Origin of the sequence: Kaistia defluvii (genome assembly GCF_040548815.1) — a bacterium.
In the GTDB taxonomy this organism is placed as follows: domain Bacteria; phylum Pseudomonadota; class Alphaproteobacteria; order Rhizobiales; family Kaistiaceae; genus Kaistia; species Kaistia defluvii_A.
The window spans coordinates 2,277,164-2,295,597 of the sequence record NZ_JBEPSM010000001.1; the positions used below are offsets into that span (position 1 = coordinate 2,277,164).

At 66.1% G+C, this 18,434-nt stretch carries 14 protein-coding genes and 1 pseudogene; 11 read left to right on the forward strand and 4 right to left on the reverse strand.

Features of this window, described 5'->3' with window-relative positions; all coding sequences use genetic code 11:
* The first annotated feature begins 106 nt into the window (after positions 1-106).
* From ABIE08_RS10725 to ABIE08_RS10760, 8 genes are read left to right on the forward strand one after another with little or no spacing between them, the layout of a single operon-like run.
* Positions 107-1,366, forward strand: coding sequence for an aromatic ring-hydroxylating oxygenase subunit alpha (locus ABIE08_RS10725; protein ID WP_354550878.1), 1,260 nt, complete (start codon positions 107-109; stop codon positions 1,364-1,366).
* Positions 1,367-1,368: 2 nt separating this feature from the next.
* Entirely contained in the window at positions 1,369-2,487 is a 1,119-nt protein-coding gene (locus ABIE08_RS10730; RefSeq protein WP_354550880.1) for a hybrid-cluster NAD(P)-dependent oxidoreductase, read from the forward strand.
* Between the two features lie 32 nt (positions 2,488-2,519).
* Complete coding sequence (locus ABIE08_RS10735; RefSeq protein WP_354550881.1) at positions 2,520-3,491, forward strand: dipeptidase; 972 nt, start codon at positions 2,520-2,522, stop codon at positions 3,489-3,491.
* On the forward strand, positions 3,491-4,015 hold the full coding sequence (locus ABIE08_RS10740) for a DUF5943 domain-containing protein (RefSeq protein WP_354550882.1): 525 nt from the start codon (positions 3,491-3,493) through the stop codon (positions 4,013-4,015). The genes ABIE08_RS10735 and ABIE08_RS10740 overlap by 1 nt, the downstream gene beginning before the upstream one ends.
* Positions 4,015-6,078 (forward strand): NADH:flavin oxidoreductase, encoded by a 2,064-nt coding sequence (locus ABIE08_RS10745; protein ID WP_354551660.1) that lies wholly within the window; start codon positions 4,015-4,017, stop codon positions 6,076-6,078. The genes ABIE08_RS10740 and ABIE08_RS10745 overlap by 1 nt, the downstream gene beginning before the upstream one ends.
* The gene (locus ABIE08_RS10750; protein ID WP_436409519.1) at positions 6,075-7,970 is read left to right on the forward strand and encodes a (Fe-S)-binding protein; all 1,896 of its coding nucleotides are present in this window, start codon (positions 6,075-6,077) and stop codon (positions 7,968-7,970) included. Before ABIE08_RS10745 ends, ABIE08_RS10750 begins: the two co-directional genes overlap by 4 nt.
* A 1-nt stretch (position 7,971) precedes the next feature.
* Entirely contained in the window at positions 7,972-9,099 is a 1,128-nt protein-coding gene (locus tag ABIE08_RS10755; RefSeq protein ID WP_354550885.1) for an electron transfer flavoprotein subunit alpha/FixB family protein, read from the forward strand.
* Complete coding sequence (locus tag ABIE08_RS10760) at positions 9,092-9,856, forward strand: electron transfer flavoprotein subunit beta (protein ID WP_354550886.1); 765 nt, start codon at positions 9,092-9,094, stop codon at positions 9,854-9,856. The genes ABIE08_RS10755 and ABIE08_RS10760 overlap by 8 nt, the downstream gene beginning before the upstream one ends.
* Before the next feature lie 6 nt (positions 9,857-9,862).
* Here the strand turns inward: ABIE08_RS10760 and betA are convergent, their stop codons facing one another.
* The 3 genes and pseudogenes from betA to betI all read right to left on the reverse strand — a co-directional run.
* Positions 9,863-11,533: a choline dehydrogenase gene (gene betA / locus ABIE08_RS10765; protein WP_354550888.1), complete on the reverse strand. Its 1,671-nt coding sequence runs from the start codon at positions 11,531-11,533 to the stop codon at positions 9,863-9,865.
* Between the two features lie 113 nt (positions 11,534-11,646).
* On the reverse strand, positions 11,647-13,095 hold the full coding sequence (gene betB, locus ABIE08_RS10770) for a betaine-aldehyde dehydrogenase (RefSeq protein ID WP_436409545.1): 1,449 nt from the start codon (positions 13,093-13,095) through the stop codon (positions 11,647-11,649).
* Positions 13,096-13,167: 72 nt separating this feature from the next.
* Positions 13,168-13,749, reverse strand: a pseudogene (gene betI / locus ABIE08_RS10775) (choline-binding transcriptional repressor BetI); the annotation flags it as partial.
* Between the two features lie 354 nt (positions 13,750-14,103).
* Between betI and ABIE08_RS10780 the strand changes: the two are divergent.
* From ABIE08_RS10780 to choV, 3 genes are all read left to right on the forward strand, one after another.
* Positions 14,104-15,054, forward strand: coding sequence for a choline ABC transporter substrate-binding protein (locus ABIE08_RS10780; protein WP_354550889.1), 951 nt, complete (start codon positions 14,104-14,106; stop codon positions 15,052-15,054).
* Between the two features lie 116 nt (positions 15,055-15,170).
* Complete coding sequence (gene choW / locus ABIE08_RS10785) at positions 15,171-16,022, forward strand: choline ABC transporter permease subunit (RefSeq protein ID WP_354550890.1); 852 nt, start codon at positions 15,171-15,173, stop codon at positions 16,020-16,022.
* Position 16,023: 1 nt separating this feature from the next.
* A complete protein-coding gene (gene choV / locus ABIE08_RS10790; protein ID WP_354550892.1) occupies positions 16,024-17,202 on the forward strand; it encodes a choline ABC transporter ATP-binding protein in 1,179 nt (392 codons plus the stop codon).
* Positions 17,203-17,205: 3 nt separating this feature from the next.
* Here choV and ABIE08_RS10795 read toward each other — a convergent pair whose 3' ends face one another.
* Positions 17,206-18,384: a M24 family metallopeptidase gene (locus ABIE08_RS10795; RefSeq protein ID WP_354550893.1), complete on the reverse strand. Its 1,179-nt coding sequence runs from the start codon at positions 18,382-18,384 to the stop codon at positions 17,206-17,208.
* Between the last annotated feature and the right edge of the window lie 50 nt (positions 18,385-18,434).

An 18,434-nucleotide genomic window follows, 5' to 3' on the forward strand; every position in this document is an offset into this window, starting at 1 on the left:
GCGTGTCGCCTTCCGGCGAGAAGATGTCGTTCCGGCACGCATGGGACGGCAGGACGGGTAGCAGAATGAGCGGGACCCAGGGTCCGCCTTCACGAAAGCTGAGCCGATGCTCGACAGTCCCGAAACACCGCTGAAGGCGCTGATCCGCAATCGCCGGCCCGGGCACAGCCTCGATGCGCCCTTCTATGTCAGCCCCGAGATCTTCGCCGCCGACATGGAGCTGATCTTCGGCCGGCACTGGATCTATGTCGGGGTCGAGCCGGACGTGCCGGAGCCCGGCGACGCGATGACGGTGGATATCGGTCGCTATTCGGTCATCGTCGTGCGCGACGACGACATGGGCATCCAGGCGTTTCACAATGTCTGCCGCCATCGCGGCGCGCGCATCCTGCATGACGAGAAGACCACCGTCGGCAACATCGTCTGCCGCTACCACGCTTGGACCTATGACCTCTCCGGCGCGCTGATCCATGCCGAGCATATGGGCGCCGATTTCGACCGGACCTGCCACGGTTTGAAGCGAGTGCATGTCCGCTCGCTGCAAGGACTGATCTTCCTCTGCCTCGCCGAGGAGCCGCCGGAAGATTTCGACGAGATGGCGCGCGAGATGGGCCCCTATATCGCCCCGCACGACATCGCCAACACCAAGATCGCCTTCGAGAGCGATATCATCGAGCAGGGCAACTGGAAGCTCGCGATGGAGAACAATCGCGAGTGCTACCACTGCGCCGGCAATCATCCCGAACTGACCGTGCCGCTCTTCGCCTATGGCTTCGGCTTCGCGCCGGACGAGATGGACGAGCAGGACCGCGCCCAGGCCGAGCGCTATGCCTGCCTGGTGCGGGACAGCCACGCCGACTGGGAGGGAAGCGGCCTGCCCTCGCGCGAGATCGAGCGGCTCGACAGCCGCATCACCGGCTTCCGCACCGAACGGCTGCCGCTCGACGGCGCCGGCGAGGCGCATACGCTCGACACCAAGCGCGCGAGCCGCAAGCTGCTCGGCCAGTTCACCCGCGCCAATCACGGCGCGCTGTCGTTCTGGACGCAGCCGAACTCCTGGCACCATTTCATGAGCGACCACATCGTCACCTTCTGCGTGATGCCGGTCGATGCCGGCACGACGCGGGTGCGCACGAAATGGCTTGTGCACAAGGATGCGGTCGAGGGCGTCGACTACGATCTCGCCAACCTCACCGAGGTCTGGAGCGCCACCAACGCACAGGACAGCGCCCTGGTCGGCTATGCCCAGCAGGGCGCGCGCAGCCCCGCTTACGAGCCCGGCCGCTATTCGCCGCACACCGAATTCCTCGTCGAAAAATTCTGTCGCTGGTATGTCGGCCGCATGGCCGCGCATCTCGGGCGGTGACGATGGCGGATGGCAATGGCGCCCTGCTGCAGGACCCGGTCGCCCGCCTTCTGGAGGGCGGCCCGGTCTGGAATGGCGAGAGCGACGACATCCTCGTCTGCCGGGCCGTCCGCGACGAGACGCATGACGTCAAGACGTTCCTGCTCGCCCCCCGCCTGCAGCATCGCTTCGCCTACCGGCCCGGCCAGTTCCTGACCTTCGAGTTCGACATCGACGGCGAGGCGATCCATCGCTGCTACACGATCTCCTCGGCACCGACCCGCCCCAACCTCGTCTCGATCACCGTCAAGCGCGTGCCCGGCGGCCCGGTCTCGAACTGGCTGCACGATCATCTGAGGCCCGGCGCGACCGTCAAGGCGATCGGCCCGATGGGCGAGTTCAGCTGCCTGAACCATCCGGCGGAGAAATACCTGTTTCTCTCCGGCGGCAGCGGCATCACCCCCCTGATGTCGATGGCGCGCACGTTCCACGACCTCGCTGAGCCGCGCGACATTGTCTTCGTCCACGCCGCCCGCTCGCCCGCCGACATCATCTTTCGCAGCGAGCTGGAGACGATGGCGCGGCAGTCGAAAAGCTTCCACTTCGCCGCCCTCTGCGAGGCCGACAGCGGCAGCGAAGCCTGGGGCGGTTATCGCGGCCGGCTGACGCTACCAATGCTGCACCTTATGGCTAACGACTGGTTAACACGCGAGATCTTCGTCTGCGGCCCGGCCCCCTTCATGGCGGCAGTCCGCGCCATGCTCGCCGATGCCGGCTTCGACATGACCCGCCATCACGAGGAAAGCTTTGATTTCGCCAAGCTTTCCGGCGCCGAGCAGGAGGCCGTGCGCGAAGCCGAGGCCGTCATGCCGGTCGGAAAGGTCTATCGCGTCGAGTTTTCGAAGACACGCCGCGTCATCGACTGTCCGGAAGGCGTTCCGGTGCTCGAAGCCGCCCGCCGCGCCGGCGTCCGCCTGCCCTCCTCCTGCACCAAGGGCCTGTGCGGCACCTGCAAGTCGAAGCTCGTTTCCGGCACGGTCGAGTTGAAGCACCAGGGCGGCATCCGCCAGCGCGAGATCGACGCCGGCATGACGCTGCTCTGCTGCGCCAGGCCGACCAGCGACCTGGTGGTCGAACGATGAGAGAGATGAGGGAGCCGGAATCCGGGGGATCCATGAGCGCGCTGCACGACAAGAGCCTGGTCATCGACGGGCTGATCATCTCGAAATGGGACCGCTCCGTCTTCGAGGAAATGCGGAAAGGCGGGATTTCGGCCGCGAATTGCACCGTATCGGTCTGGGAAGGATTCCAGGCGACCGTCGACAACATCGCCACCATGAAGCGGGAGATCCGCGACAATGCCGATATCCTGACGCTGATCCGTTCGGCCGAGGACATCGTGAGGGCGAAGGCGGACGGCAAGACCGGCATCATCCTCGGCTTCCAGAACGCCGCCGCCTTCGAGGACAATCTCGGCTATGTCGAGGCCTTCGCCGACCAGGGCGTGCGCGTCGTACAGCTTTGCTACAACACGCAGAATTTGATCGGCACGGGCTGCTACGAGCGCGATGGCGGCCTCTCCGGCTATGGCCGCGAAGTCGTCGCCGAGATGAACCGCGTGGGCATACTGATCGACCTCTCGCATGTCGGCGCCAAGACGTCGGAAGAGACGATCCTCGAATCGAAAAAGCCCGTCACCTATTCGCACTGCCTGCCCTCGGGGCTGAAGGCGCATCCGCGCAACAAGAGCGACGAGCAGCTGAAATTCATCGCCGATCATGGCGGCTTCGTCGGCGTCACCATGTTCCCGCCCTTCCTGAAGCGCGGCACCGAGGCGACGGTCGACGATTATGTCGAGGCGATCGACTACGTCGCCAACATCGTTGGCGAGGACAATGTCGGCGTCGGCACGGATTTCACGCAAGGCTATGACCGCGCCTTCTTCGACTGGATCACCCACGACAAGGGCCGCCACCGCCGCCTGACCGATTTCGGCACCGTGCTGAACCCGGAAGGCATCCGCACCATCGGCGAATGGCCGAACCTGACGATGGCCATGGAAAAGGCCGGCTGGAGCGCTTCCCGGATCGAGAAGATCATCGGCGGCAACTGGCTGCGGACCTTCCGAACCGTCTGGGGCGCATGATGCAGCCGCTCCTGCCGATCGAGGTCGACGAGGAAACAGGCGTCTGGAGCACGGACGGCCTGCCGATGCTCTATGTGCCGCGCCACTTCTTCACCAACAACCACCTCGCCGTGGAAGCCGCGCTCGGCCGCGAGCGCTATGCCGAGATCCTGTATCCGGCCGGCTACAAATCCGCGTTCTTCTGGTGCGACAAGGAGGCGAAGACCCACGGCCTCAAGGGTCTCGCCGTGTTCGAGCACTATCTGAAGCGTCTGTCGCAGCGCGGCTGGGGCCAGTTCGCCTTCCTGTCCGCCAATGCCGACGCCGGCGACGCCGAGATCGCACTCTGGCACTCGTCTTTCGTGCTTCAGCAGCCGGGCGTCACGGGCCGGCTTTGCTACATGTTCGAAGGCTGGTTCGCCGGCGCGATGGACTGGGTCGGGCAAAGCGAGGGCCGCGACTACCGGACGGTCAGCCGCGAAACGCAGTGCGCCGCCGAAGGCCATGCGCATTGCACCTTCCGCGTCACGCCGATGGCCGCCTGATGCGCTACCCGCATCTGCTCTCGCCGATCACGCTCAACCAGGTCACGATCCGCAACCGCGTCGTCTCGACGGCGCATGCCGAGGTCTATGCCGAGCCGGGCGGCCTGCCGGGGGATCGCTACATCCGCTACTACGAGGAAAAAGCCAGGGGTGGCCTCGGCCTGGCGATCTGCGGCGGCTCCAGCCCGGTCTCGATCGACAGCCCGCAGGGCTGGTGGAAATCGGTCAATCTCTCCACCGACGCCGTCATCGATCCGCTCGTCCGGCTCGCCGAAACCATGCACCGGCATGGCGCGAAGATCATGATCCAGGCGACCCATATGGGGCGCCGCTCCTCCTATCATGGCGAGCACTGGCCGCATCTGATGACGCCGTCCGGCATCCGCGAACCGGTGCATCGCGGCAATGCCAAGATCATCGAAATCGAGGAAATCCGCCGCATCGTCGGCGATTTCGCCAAAGCTGCGAAGCGCGTCCAGGCCGCCGGCCTCGACGGCATCGAGATCTCGGCGGCGCACCAGCACCTGATCGACCAGTTCTGGAGCCCGCGCACCAACCGTCGCAGCGACGAATTCGGCGGCAGCCTCGAAAACCGGATGCGCTTCGGCATCGAGGTGCTGACGGCGGTTCGCGAAGCGGTGGGTGCGGACTTTTGCGTGGGCCTGCGCATGTGCGGCGACGAGTTCCACGAGGACGGGCTCGACCACGAGACGCTGAAGCAGATCGCGCAGGCGATGAGCGAGACGAAGCTGATCGATTATCTGAGCGTCATCGGCTCCGGCGCGGATACGCACAACACGCTGGCGAACTGCATGCCGCCCATGGCGCTGCCGCCGGAACCCTTCGTGCATCTCGCCGCCGGCATCAAATCCGTGGTTACGATTCCGGTCATGCATGCGCAGAGCATCCGCGACGCCGGACAGGCCGAGCGAATCCTCGCCAGCGGCATGGTCGATCTGGTCGGCATGACGCGGGCCCAGATCGCCGATCCGCATATGGTCGAGAAGATCCGCAACGGCCGCGAGGACGAGATCAAGCAATGCGTCGGCGCGAACTACTGCATCGACCGGCAGTATAATGGCCACGACGTGCTCTGCGTCCAGAACGCCGCCACCTCGCGCGAAGCGACCATGCCGCATGTCGTCGCCCGCTCTACCGGCCCGATCCGCAAGGTGGTGGTGGTCGGCGGCGGGCCGGGCGGGCTGGAGGCCGCCCGCGTCGCCAAGGCTCGCGGGCATGAGGTCGTGCTTTTCGAACGGAACGCGGCGGTCGGCGGCCAGATCAATCTCGCCGCCAAGGCGCCGCAGCGAGAACAGATGGCCGGCATCGTCCGCTGGTTCGACATGGAGACGAAACGCCTCGGCGTCGACCGGCGCATGGGCACGGAGGCGACCGCCGCGATGATCCTGGGAGAGCAGCCGGACATTGTCGTGCTTGCCACGGGCGGGACGAGCCATAGCGGCGATGTCGCGGGCTGGGGCGTGGCGGACGGATTGGCGGTCAGCTCATGGGACATTCTCTCCGGCCGCGTCGAGCCGGCCAGGAACGTCCTCGTCTACGACGCCGTCAGCACCCATGCCGGCGCGGGCGTCGCCGACTATCTGGCGACACGCGGCAGCATGGTCGAGATCGTGACGCCGGACGTGAAGATCGCCGACGATGTCGGCGGCACGACCTTTCCGATCTTCTATCGCCGCCTCTATGCGATGGACGTCGTGATGACGCCGAACCACTGGCTCGACCGCGTCTATGCGGAGGGCGACAAGAAGATCGCCGTCTTGCGCAACGAATATACCGAGGCGCTGGAGGAGCGCGCCGTCGATCAGGTCGTCATCGAGAATGGCATCCTGCCGAATGAGGGACTCTATTGGGAGTTGAAGGAAGGCTCGCTCAACCGCGGCCAGGTCGATGTCGCCCGGCTCTTCGCGGCGGAGCCGCAGCCCGCCCTTGCCGAAGACCTGTCCGGCGACCGCTATCTGCTCTTCCGGGTCGGGGACTGCATCTCCCAGCACAACATCCACGGCGCGATCTATGATGCGCTGCGCCTCTGCAAGGACTTTTGACGGTGTTTCCGCTCGCCGGCGCGGTCACGATCCTGTTCTGGCTTGCCGTGCTGGTCCTCATCGTCGGCCTGTGGCGGCGGGCCAGGCTCTGGCGGAAAGGCCGTAAAGCCCGCGTGAACTGGCTCGGCCTGCTCGCCATCCCGAAGCGCTATTTCGTCGACCTCCATCATATCGTGGCGCGCGATCCCTACATCGCCCGAACCCACATGGCCGTCGCGGGCGGCGCCATCGCCGCTCTGGTGGTGGTCGGCATCAATTACGGCCTGCTGCTCTATTCGCCCTGGCTCGATTGGCTGATCGCGATCGCTGCCCTCATCATGCTTTCGGGCAGCGTCTTCGTCTGGCTCCGTCGCCGTAATCCACCGGCGCGGCTATCCCGGGGCGCCTGGAGTCGCCTGCCCTACAGTCTCGCCGCCTTCGCGCTCGGGCTTGTCCTGGTCGGCGTCATCACCGGCATGAGCCTGCCCGTTTCCGGCCTGGTCGCAGGCTTCGCGGCGCTCATCCTGCTTTTGCTTCTCGCCGGCACGGCCGAACTGGCGCTCGGTATCGGCTCTGGCGGGCCGATGAAGCATGCCGTTGCCGGACTGCTGCATCTGGGCCTCCACCCCCGCCCCGAGCGCTTCACCCATCCCTCCACGGGCCTCAAGCTTCTGGACCTCCAGGGGGGCGAATTCGGCGTCGAGAAGCCGGCCGATTTCCGCTGGAACCAGTTGCTTTCCTTCGACGCCTGCGTCCAGTGCGGCAAGTGCGAGGCCGCCTGCCCTGCCTTCGCCGCCGGCCAGCCGCTCAACCCGAAGAAGCTGATCCAGGATCTCGTCGTTGGCATGACGGGCGGCAGCGACGCCGCCTATGCCGGCAGCCCGTCGCCAGGGCTATCGATCGGCAAGCATTTTGGCGCGCCGAACGCGGCCATCCTGCCAACGTTGGTGGCGCCGGAAACGCTCTGGTCCTGCACGACCTGCCGCGCCTGCGTGCAGGAGTGCCCGATGCTGATCGAGCATGTCGACGCGATCGTCGATCTGCGCCGTTTCGAAACGCTGGCGCATGGCGACATCCCCGGCAAGGGTCCGGAAACCCTCGCCCATCTGCGCGAGACCGGCACGGTCGGCGGCTTTCCCCATGCGGCGCGGACCCACTGGGCGGTCGATCTCGATGTGCGACAGGCGCAGCCCGGCGAGGCAATCGACATTCTTCTCGTCGCCGGCGAAGGCGTCTTCGACATGCGCTATCAGCGCACGCTGCGCGCGCTGGTCCGATCGCTGAAGGCGGCCAAGGTCGACTTCGCCCTTCTCGGCACGCTGGAACGCGACACGGGCGACACCGCCCGCCGGCTCGGCGACGAGGCCACGTTCCAAACCCTGGCGAAGGGCAACATCGCGACGCTCGACAGCCTCGATTTCAAGCGGATCGTCACGGCCGACCCGCATGTGCTGAACAGCCTTCGCAACGAATATCCCGCGCTGGGCGGGCGCTACGCCGTGCTGCATCACACGACCCTGCTGGCAGAACTGACGCGCAGCGGCGCGCTGACACTCGGCGCTCGAGAGGATCCTCGGCCGATCACCTATCACGACCCCTGCTATCTCGGCCGCTATAATGGCGAGATCGACGCGCCGCGCGCCCTGCTCGCCGGCATGGGCGTGGCGGTGCGCGAGATGGAGCGATCCGGCCTGCGCGGCCGCTGCTGTGGCGGCGGCGGCGGTGCGCCGCTGACGGATATACCCGGCAAGAGGCGGATACCCGATATCCGCGTCGACGATGCGCGCGAAACGGGTGCCGGCATCATCGCCGTCGCCTGTCCCAATTGCACGGCGATGCTGGAAGGCGTCGTCGGCGAGCGGCCGGAAATCCTCGATATCGCCGAACTTGTCGCCGCGTCGTTGGAGGCCTGAGATGAGCGGCACCCGGCGCATCAACCCGCGACGCCCCTTTCGCATCACGCCCGAGGGCATCCGCCGGATCGTCCTGGGCGAGGAAGGCGACGCCGGCGAAATCGCGCTGTCGCCCGTGGCGATGGCCTCATCCAAGCCGCTACGCCTCGTCGGCGAGGCCACGGCAAACCTGCTGGTCGTGGCGCATAGCGACCGCGGCGCCCTCGATGCGCCGGCCCGCGAGGCGATCGCCGCCGCTGCGATCCTGGCCGATCCCGCCACCCCCGTGCTGGTGCTGGTTCTGGGCGATCTGGCGGAGGATCTGGGGCCCTTTGGCGCGGACCGGATCCTCGCCGTGCCGGAATGCGGCAATGGCGCCTTTCTGCCGGATCTGGAGGTGTCGGTACTGTCCGACGTCATTGATCGCTTCCAGCCGCGCCATGTCCTGATGCCGGACAGCCCGACGGGCACCGGCGATCTCGGCCGACGCGCCGCGGCGGCGCTGGACGCCGAGATTGCAACCCATGTCGTCGAACTGAAGACGGACTCGGTTGCCTGCAACCGGCAAGGCGGCACCGTGCTGGCCCGGCGCGGCCTGCCGCGGTTCATCCTGCTCGATCCCGGCGCGATTGATGCTGCCTTGCCCTTCCGCGGCGCCGGTAAGCGGCTCGACTACGCCGCCCATGCCGTGGCGCCGGGCCTCTATCGCGATCTCGGGCTCAAGCCGGTCGCGGGGGCGGCGCTGCCGCTCGAAGAGGCCGATTTCATCGTCGCGGCCGGCAATGGCGTTCGCGACGTCCCGACGGTCGAAGCGGTGGCAGACCTGTTCGGCGCCGCGATTGGCGCCAGCCGCGTCGCCGTCGACGATGGCCGCTTCCCCAAGGACAAGCAGGTTGGCGCGACCGGCAAGACGGTGCAGGCCAGCGTCTACATGGCAATCGGCATTTCCGGCGCCGTTCAGCATCTGCAAGGGATCCGCGCCTGTCGGCATGTCATCGCCATCAACAGCGACGCCAGCGCCCCGATTGCCCGCCGCGCCGATCTGACCATTGTCGCGGATGCGCAGGCGGTCATGCAGGCGCTTGTGAGCGAGACCGCCAGGCGCAACTGGCCGGGCGATGCCGCCGACGAGGCGCGGGCCGATGGATAGCTGGCAGCTCCGCATCGCCGTCCTCGTCTCGATCGGCCGCAATCCGGTGAGCGGCGCGGCGCGGCCGGACCGCAACGATCTGCTGGCGTTGGAACTGGCGCGCAAGGCCGGCGGTGAGCTCACGATCCTCCATGCCGGCGACCCTAACGAGCCGGCGCTGGCCGATTACCTCGCCTATAGCGCCGCGCCGCTCGAGATCCTTCCGATGCCGGGCGGGCCGGACATCGTGCCCCCGCTCGCCGCGCGCTTGCAGGGCTTCCACCTGATCCTCACCGGTAGCCGGACGGAAGGCGGCGAGGCGAGCGGCATGCTGCCCTATGCGCTCGCCAAACGCCTCGGCCTGCCGATTGTGGCGCAGGCGCTGGATCTCGCCGTGGCGGAGGGCCAGGCCGAGATCACGCAATTCTTGCCCAAGGGCCAGCGGCGGCGCATAACAGTCCGCCTTCCGGCGATCATCGCCGTGCATCCGATGGCGCCGCTCACGCCGCGCTACAGCCATCTGCGCCGCGTCTCGGGCCAGTCCGTAACCTTACCGGCACCCGCCTCAACCGAGGCCGCATCGACGGCATGGCGCACCGAACCGGCCAGGAAACCGGTCGTGCTCCAGGCGACGGAGAAGAAATCCGGCCATGCCCGCATGGCGGCGGCCATCACTAGCGAGAGCAAGGGCGGCACCCTCGTCACCGAGGGCACGCCCACCGAAAAGGCGCTGGCGATCCTCGCCTATCTGCGCAGCCACCGGCTGATCGAGTTCTAACACGCCTCACCTTTGCGCCGTCTGCCAGTTCTGGGCGACGTGGTAGCGCGCATGGGCGGCAACCAGCATCGGCCGGCCGAGAATATGGTCGGCCGCCTTCTCGCCGATCATGATGGTCGGCGCGTTGAGATTGCCGGTCGTCACCGACGGCATGATCGAGCTGTCGACGACGCGCAGCCCCTCAACGCCGATCACACGCGTTTCCGGATCGACCACGGCCATTCGGTCGTCGACCGCCCCCATCTTGCAGCTGCAGGACGGGTGATAGGCGCTTTCGACCTTGGCGCGGATGAACGCGTCGATCTGCTCGTCGCTCACGATATCCGCGCCCGGCTGGATCTCGCGTCCGCGATAGGGCGCGAAGGCGGGCTGGGCGAAGATCTCGCGCGTCAGCCGCACGCAGGCGCGCATCTCGGTCCAGTCGTCGTCATGGCTCATATAGTTGAAGCGGATGCTGGGATGGACATGCGGGTCCCGCGCGGCGAGCCGGACATGGCCCCGGCTTTTCGAGCGCATCGGCCCGACATGCGCCTGGAAGCCATGCTCGGAGGCAAGCCCCGTGCCGTCATAGGTCACGGCCATCGGCAGGAAATGATACTGGATGTCGGGATAGCGGATGCCCGGGCGTGAGCGGATGAAACCGCAGCTTTCAAAGTGATTGCTGGCGCCGAGCCCGGTGCCGGTCGTTAGCCATTGCGCCCCGACCATGCCCTTCCCGACCAGCCCGGACCAGGCATAGAGCGTGATCGGCTGGGTGCAGGCCATCTGGAAATAGAACTCCAGATGGTCCTGCAGATTCTCGCCGACCCCCGGCCGGTCCGCGACCACCGGAATGTCCAGCGCCTGCAACTCCGTGGCCGGCCCCACGCCGGAGAGCTTCAGAAGCTGTGGCGAGTTGATCGGCCCGCCGGAGAGAATCACCTCGCGCCGGGCGCGGATTTCGTGGGAAACGCCGCCCTGCTCATAGCGGATGCCGACGGCGCGACGCCCCTCGAACAGGATCGCCGTCACCAGCGCATGGGTGCGGACTTCGAGATTGGGACGGGTCATGGCCGGCTTCAGATAGGCGTTCGCGGTCGACCAGCGCACCCCATCCTTCACCGTCATGTCCATCCGGCCAAAGCCCTCCTGCTGCGCGCCGTTGATGTCGTCGGTGGTGGGATAGCCGGCCTCGGCCGCCGCCTGGATGAAGGTCCTGTAGAGCGGGTTCTCCAGCGAGCCGTAGCGGGTGGCGAGTGGCCCATCCTGGCCGCGCCAGTCGTCGCCGCCCTCCTGCCGCGCCTCGGCCCGGCGGAAATAGGGCAGCACGTCGCGATAGGCCCAGCCGGAGGCGCCCTCCTCCTCCCAGCGTTCGAAATCGAGCGGATTGCCGCGCACATAGACGAGGCCGTTGATCGACGACGAACCGCCCAGCACCTTGCCGCGCGGGCAATGCAGCCGGCGCCCGTCCAGATGAGGCTCGGGCTCCGTTTCATAGCGCCAGCTATAGCGCGCCATGTTCATCGGGATCGACAGCGCCGCCGGCATCTGGATCAGGACCGAGCGATCGGAGCCGCCATATTCGAGCACGAGGACGGTATGGCGGCCATCCTCGGTCAGCCGGTTGGCCAGCACCGAACCGGCGGAACCCGAGCCGACGACAATATAGTCGAAGCTTTCGGCGTTCCCGTTCGGCACGGCATCCTCCTGAAGCGTTTTCGCGAAGTGGCCACCGGTTCGCGTGAAGAAGACGCGATCAAACAAAGAGCTGGAGCCATCCGTATTTCCATGAAACACGGAATGGCTCGGGATCAGTAAGGCGAGTCGATAGAACCCAGATTGACGTAGACGCTCTTCAGCTGGGTGTAATGCTCGAGCGCAGCCTTGGAGTTTTCGCGGCCGAGGCCGGATTGCTTGAAGCCGCCGAAGGGAAGCTCGATCGGCGTGACGTTGTAGTGATTGATCCAGCAGGTGCCGGCGTGCAGCCGCGCGATGACCCGGTGCCCGCGCGCCAGGTCGCGGGTGAAGACGCCGGCCGCCAGGCCGAAGGGCGTGTCGTTGGCCCGCGCGATCGCCTCGTCCTCGTCACGAAACGACAGCACCGCCATGACCGGCCCAAATATCTCCTCGCGCACGATCGCCATGTCGTCGGCGCAGCCATCGAAGATCGTCGGCGCGACGAAGGCGCCCTTCGAAAGCGCGCCATCGACAACACGATAACCGCCGGTCAGAAGCCTGGCGCCCTCGGCCTTGCCGCGCTCGATATAGCCGAGCACCTTCTGCATATGCGCTTCCGAGATCAGCGCGCCGACCTGGGTTCGCGGATCGAGCGGGTCGCCGACAATCATCCGGTTGGTGCGGGTGACGAGCTTTTCCAGAAACGCCTCGCGCACGCTCTCCTGCACGAAGACGCGGGTGCCGTTCGAACAGACCTCGCCGGCCGAATAGAAATTGGCAAGCAGCGCACCGGAGACGGCATCGTCGAGATTGGCGTCGTTAAAGATCAGCAAGGGCGACTTGCCGCCCAGTTCCAGCGTCACCTGCTTCAGCGTCTCGGCCGCGTCTGCCATCACCTTCTTGCCGGTGCCGACCTCGCCGGTCAGCGAGATCTTGGCGATATCGGGATGGCGCGTCAGCAGCCGTCCCGTCTCGGCGAAGCCCTGCACGACATTGAAGACGCCGTCCGGCACGCCGGCCTCGGTCATGATCTCCGCCAGCTTCACCGCCGTCAGCGGCGTGAGCTCGGCCGGCTTGAAGATCATCGCATTGCCGGCGGCGAGCGCCGGGGCCGCCTTCCAGCAGGCGATCTGCAGGGGATAGTTCCAGGCGCCGATGCCCGCGACGATGCCGAGCGGTTCGCGGCGCGTATAGCCGAACGCTTCCGGTCCGAGATCGACATGTTCGCCGGTGATGGCCCCTGCCAGACCGGCGAAATAGTCGATGCAATCCGCACCGGACAGCACGTCGACCACAGAGGTTTCCTGGATTGGCTTGCCGGTATCGAGCGTCTCCAGCCGCGCCAGTTCGTCGTTGCGCTCGCGCAGGAGGCTGGCGACGCGCTTCAGGATCTGCCCGCGCTGGCTGCCGGTCATCGCCGCCCAGGTCTTCTGGCCGCGCCTGGCGCTTTCCACCGCCGCCTCGATCTCGGCAGGGCCGGAGATCTCGATTTCGGCGAGAGTCTCGCCGGTCGCGGGATTGATCGTGGCGAAGCTGCGCGCCTCGACGGCCGGATGGGCACGGCCGCCGATGTGATTGCGGATGGCATGGTCGCGGCCACCCCGGCTCGTCGGCGGATCGGCGATCGCGGCGCGCGGCCGGACGGCTGCCAGTTGCGCATCGACGAAGGCGGTGGCGATCGCGCGCGCCCCGGCGCCATGCGGCTCGCCTTCGGCCACCAGGGTCTCGCGCAGCCAGAGCCCGTCGATGACGGCCGCGATGGCGATCGCGATCGACTGCGCCTCGCGCGCCGGCACGATCTGCTTCAGGCCATGGCGCAGATTGGAAAGCATGCGGCGCTGGTAGACGTTCTGCACGCGCTTGAAGCGGGCCGAATGGATCACCTGGCCCCAGAAGGCGAGCCAAACGCTGGCGGTGCGGCGGTCGAATTCCTCGGGCGCAAGATTGGCGTCGATGACGGCCTGGATCCGCTCGCGCGGCGTGCGCGCCTGCGCCAGCCGGATCGACACCAGCCGGGCGAGCCGACCGGCGAGATGGCGGAGCGTCGCCTCCAGCAGTCCTTCCTTGTCGCCGAAATAATGCGCCACCAGCCCGGGCGAGACGCCGGCGCGGCGGGCGATATCCATCAGCGTACAGGCGGCGAAACCGACATCGGCGAGCGATTCGATCGTCGCCTCGATCAGCTGCCGTCTCCGGACGTCCTCGGCTTCGACCCGGACGGAACCGGCCTCACGCATGTCATTCCCCTTCCGCCATCAAGCCAATCAATGGTCAGGCATCTTGATTGAACAAGCAATCAATAATTACGCGCCGCGTGATGCGCCGGCGCACTTCCCCAGCGTCACAAATGACAAGGAATGACTCAGGCGCTTAGAAAAACGGCTCTTTTGAGCATTGAACGAGCAAACAATGCGCGTGACACGGCGCTCCGTTTGATGTTGATTGGACAGATAACGAAGAGCGGTGGACACATCGCCACGGGGACTATCACCAGATCCAATGTATAGGACGCTTCATCGCGTCCCATGCTGCGCTATGCTTGGTGGGGAGCAGCGGCCGTTTCCGCATGGCCGCCCGTTGGGAGAATCTGAATGCTCAATTCGATACTGTCGAAGACCTTGGCGGCCGCGGCCTGCGTCGTTGCGCTCGCCGGCACCGCTTATGCGGCCGAGCCCGCTTCCTGCAAGACCGTGCGTTTCTCCGATGTCGGCTGGACCGACATCTCGGCGACGACGGGCCTGACCTCGCGCATCCTCACCGGGCTCGGCTACACGCCGAAGCTGCAGGTGCTGTCGGTGCCGGTCACCTACGCCTCGCTGAAGAACAAGGATATCGACGTCTTCCTCGGCAACTGGTTGCCCTCCATGGCCGCCGATCTGAAGCCCTATCAGGATGACGGCTCGGTCGAAGTGGTCGGCGTCAATCTCGAAGGCGCCAAATATACGCTCGCCGTGCCGACCTACCTCTTCAACGAGGGCCTGAAGACCTTTGCCGACATCGCCAAGTTCAAGGACAAGCTCGGCGGCAAGATCTATGGCATCGAGCCCGGCAATGATGGCAATCGCCTGATCCTCGACATGATCAAGGCCAACAAGTTCGATCTCGGCTCCTTCGAACTGGTGGAATCGAGCGAACAGGGCATGCTCTCGCAGGTCGATCGCGCCGGCCGCCGCGAAGAGCCGATCGTCTTCCTCGGCTGGGCGCCCCATCCGATGAACGAGAAGTTCAAGATGGAATATCTAGATGGCGGCGATGACGTCTTCGGGCCGAATTTCGGCGGTGCCACGGTTTCGACCAGCGTGCGCAAGGGCTTCCTCGAAGAGTGCCCGAATGTCGGCGCGCTGATCAAGAACATGAAGTTCACCCTGCCGATTGAAGGCCAGGTCATGTCCAGCATCCTGGATGGCGGACTGGACCCGGATGCGGCCGCCACAGCCTGGCTGAAGGCCAATCCGGCCGCGCTCGATGGCTGGCTTGCCGGCGTCAACACGGTCGACGGCCAGCCCGGCCTGCCGGCCGTGAAGAAGAGCCTCGGCCTCTGATCGAAATCCCGTCCCTGTCGACGCCGGCTTGCTGGCGTCGACATCGACCGCGCTGCAAGACCGGGCGGAGCTGTAACCGCCCGGACGGTCTTTAACGGCCGCCGGAGACCCTTCCCATGTATAGCTGGCTGACCGAGCACAAGATCCCGCTGGGCTCCTGGATCAAGACCTTCGTCGACTTCCTCAATCTGCATGCGCAGTGGCTTTTCGACTTCATTTCGCTCGTCCTCGGTTCGCTGATCGACGGCTTGACCGACCTGCTGATCCTGACGCCGCCGCTTCTGCTCATCGCCATCTTCGGCGCGATCGCCTATGCGCTGCATCGCTCGATCCGCCTGACGGCCTTTACGGTCATCGCCTTCCTGCTGGTGATCAATCTCGGCTACTGGCAGGCGACGCTCGAGACGCTGTCGCTGGTGATCTGGGCCACCGTCGTCTGCGTCGTCGTCGGCGTACCGATCGGCATCGCCGCCGCGCACCGGCCCTGGCTCTATGCCGGCATCCGGCCGATCCTCGATCTGATGCAGACGATCCCGACCTTCGTCTACCTGATCCCGACCCTGGTGCTGTTCGGGCTCGGCGCCGTGCCCGGCCTGATCTCGACCGTGATCTTCGCCATTCCCGCGCCGATCCGCCTGACCCATCTCGGCATTTCCTCGGTCCCGAGCCAGTTGCAGGAGGCCGGCAAGGCCTTTGGCGCGACGAGGCGGCAGCTGCTCTACAAGGTCGAGCTGCCCTATGCGATGCCGACGATCATGGCCGGCGTCACCCAGTGCATCATGCTGTCGCTCTCCATGGTGGTGATCGCCGCCCTTGTCGGCGCCGACGGGCTGGGCAAGCCGGTGGTGCGCGCGCTCAATTCCGTTAATATCGGCATGGGCTTCGAGGCGGGCGCTGCCATCGTGCTGCTCGCCATCGTGCTCGACCGCGTCTGCAAGCGCCCCGAGCCCAAATCGGGGAAGCGCTGAGATGGCGGCGATCGAATTCCGCGATGTCGACATCGTCTTCGGCGACCGCCAGAAGGAAGCGCTGGCGCTGATCGACAAGCGCGCGACACGCGACGAGATCCTGGTTCAGACCGGCTCGGTGCTTGGCGCCGCCGGCGTCAACCTGACGGTCGAGCGCGGCGAGATCTGCGTGCTGATGGGACTCTCCGGCTCTGGCAAATCCACGGTGCTCCGCGCGGTAAACGGACTCAACACGGTGGCGCGCGGCAGCGTCTCGGTCTCGCACGACGGCAAGCCCGTCGACGTGGCGGCCTGTGGCGAGGCCATGCTGCGCGAGATCCGCATGCGAACCGTATCGATGGTGTTCCAGCAATTCGGCCTGCTGCCCTGGCGCTCGGTGCGGGAAAATGTGGGATTCGGCCTGGAAATCCGCGGCATTGCGAAGGACGAGCGCAAGCGCATCGTCGACGAGAAGCTCGCCATGGTCGGGCTGACGCAATGGGCTGACAAGCACGCGCATGAGCTTTCCGGCGGCATGCAGCAGCGGGTCGGGCTGGCGCGCGCCTTTGCGACCGACGCCGACATCCTCTTGATGGACGAGCCATTCTCGGCGCTGGACCCGCTGATCCGCGACAAGATGCAGGACGAGTTGCTCAGCCTGCAGAGCCGGATCCAGAAGACCATCCTGTTCGTCAGCCACGACCTCGACGAGGCGATGAAGCTCGGCAACAAGATCGCCATCCTGGAGGGCGGCCGGATCGTCCAGGCGGGCACGGCGGAGGAAATCCTGCTCCGCCCCGCCAATGCCTATGTCGCCGAATTCGTCAAGCATACCAACCCGTTGAACGTGTTGCGCGGCCGTTCGGTGATGACGCCGGCCCGGGCGCTGCGCCGCGCCGAGGGCGCCGTCCTGCTGGACCGCGAAGGCCTGGTGCGCATCCGCGTCGACGCCGCCGACCGGCCGGTCGGGGTGGAAGTGAATGGCTGCGAGGGCAAGCTCGGCGTCGTCGAGGGCGATGCGGCGAGCTTCGACACGCCCTGCGATATCATCGTCGCGCCGGTCGATCTGAAGCTCAATGCGGCGATCGCGCTGAAGCGGCAATCCGACCATCCGATCGTTTTCGTCGACCAGTTGGGCCGCCTCGCCGGCCTTTGCGGCGACGACGAGATCTATGCGAGCCTGCTTCGCCGCAACGCCTAAACCTCAGACAAGCCTGACGATTTCCGTCTGGGTCGGTGTCGTCACCGTGGGCCCGGCGATCGGATCGAGGAAGACGTTGATCTCCAGCCGGACGCCGAATTCCGGCAAATAGATCGCCGGCTCGATGGAAAAGCCGGTGCGCGCCAGGATGCGGCGGGTGTCGTGGGTTTCGAGGTTGTCGAGATTGACGCCGAGGCCGTGCAGCCGCTTGCCCGGCCCCATGCTGTGGCCGGTGCGGTGGTGGAAATTGTCGCCGTAGCCGGCAGCCGCGATGATGCCGCGCGCCACATCGTCGACCTGCCAGCCTTCCAGCGTCTCGCCGTTTTCCCAAGCGGTTTCAATCGCTTGCAGCGCGGCGTCGCGCGCGTGGCGGACGATGTCGAAGACGGCCTGGAGCTTTTCCGGGATGACCGCGCCGGCATAGGCGCCCCAGGCGATGTCGGAATAGACGTTGCGCTCGCCGGGATAGCGCGCCCAGAAATCGATCAGCAGCCAGTCGCCGGCGCCAATCGTCGCCGATCCTTCCGGCTTCGGCTCGTAGGAGACGATCCCGGAATGACCATTGACCTGCACCACGGGCTGACCTTCGGTCTCCAGGCCGAGGCGGTCAAACTCGGAAAAAATGAACTGCTGCAGCTCATATTCTGTTAGCGGCTTGTTAACCCGGATGGCTGATTTCGCGCGGTCGAAGGCGGCATCCTTGATGCCGGCGACGACAACGCAGGCGCGCTTGTGGGACTCGATCGCAAAATCGTCCCAGGCGGCGGCCGATACCTGGAAGAGATCGGCCGAGGTGACGATCCGGTAGTCCCAGCTCAGCAGCAGCTCGACCATGCCGGCATCGGCCCAGGCGACGGTCGGCACGCCGCCTTCTTCCGAATATTCGAGCGCGAGCGTCTTGGCCGGCCCGAGCAGGTCGCGCAGCATCGCCCGCATCTCGACCCAGCCGCGGAAGATCCGCTTGTCGATGGTGACGTCGTGGAAGAAGAACTGGTCGACGGTATGGATCAGCAGCACCGGCTGCCCGGATCGCGGCACGATCAGGAAGGCGCGGCGGGTGGGGTTTCGGACGACGCCGAGGATGTGCCAGAGCAGCGGATTGCTGCCGCGATAATCGACCAGCAGCCAGGCATCGATGCCCTCGGCCTGCATGAAGCGCTGGGCGTCGTCGAGATTGAACATGGTGATCCTCAAGCTCTGTCGGACTCCCTCTCCCTCTGGGAGAGGGTGGG

Coding starts and splice junctions, on each gene's coding strand:
- ABIE08_RS10725 (WP_354550878.1), top strand. CDS start 107: ATGCTCGACAGTCCCGAAACACCGCTGAAGGCGCTGATCCGCAATCGC.
- ABIE08_RS10730 (WP_354550880.1), top strand. CDS start 1,369: ATGGCGGATGGCAATGGCGCCCTGCTGCAGGACCCGGTCGCCCGCCTT.
- ABIE08_RS10735 (WP_354550881.1), top strand. CDS start 2,520: ATGAGCGCGCTGCACGACAAGAGCCTGGTCATCGACGGGCTGATCATC.
- ABIE08_RS10740 (WP_354550882.1), top strand. CDS start 3,491: ATGCAGCCGCTCCTGCCGATCGAGGTCGACGAGGAAACAGGCGTCTGG.
- ABIE08_RS10745 (WP_354551660.1), top strand. CDS start 4,015: ATGCGCTACCCGCATCTGCTCTCGCCGATCACGCTCAACCAGGTCACG.
- ABIE08_RS10755 (WP_354550885.1), top strand. CDS start 7,972: ATGAGCGGCACCCGGCGCATCAACCCGCGACGCCCCTTTCGCATCACG.
- ABIE08_RS10760 (WP_354550886.1), top strand. CDS start 9,092: ATGGATAGCTGGCAGCTCCGCATCGCCGTCCTCGTCTCGATCGGCCGC.
- ABIE08_RS10780 (WP_354550889.1), top strand. CDS start 14,104: ATGCTCAATTCGATACTGTCGAAGACCTTGGCGGCCGCGGCCTGCGTC.
- choW (WP_354550890.1), top strand. CDS start 15,171: ATGTATAGCTGGCTGACCGAGCACAAGATCCCGCTGGGCTCCTGGATC.
- choV (WP_354550892.1), top strand. CDS start 16,024: ATGGCGGCGATCGAATTCCGCGATGTCGACATCGTCTTCGGCGACCGC.
- ABIE08_RS10795 (WP_354550893.1), bottom strand. CDS start 18,384: ATGTTCAATCTCGACGACGCCCAGCGCTTCATGCAGGCCGAGGGCATC.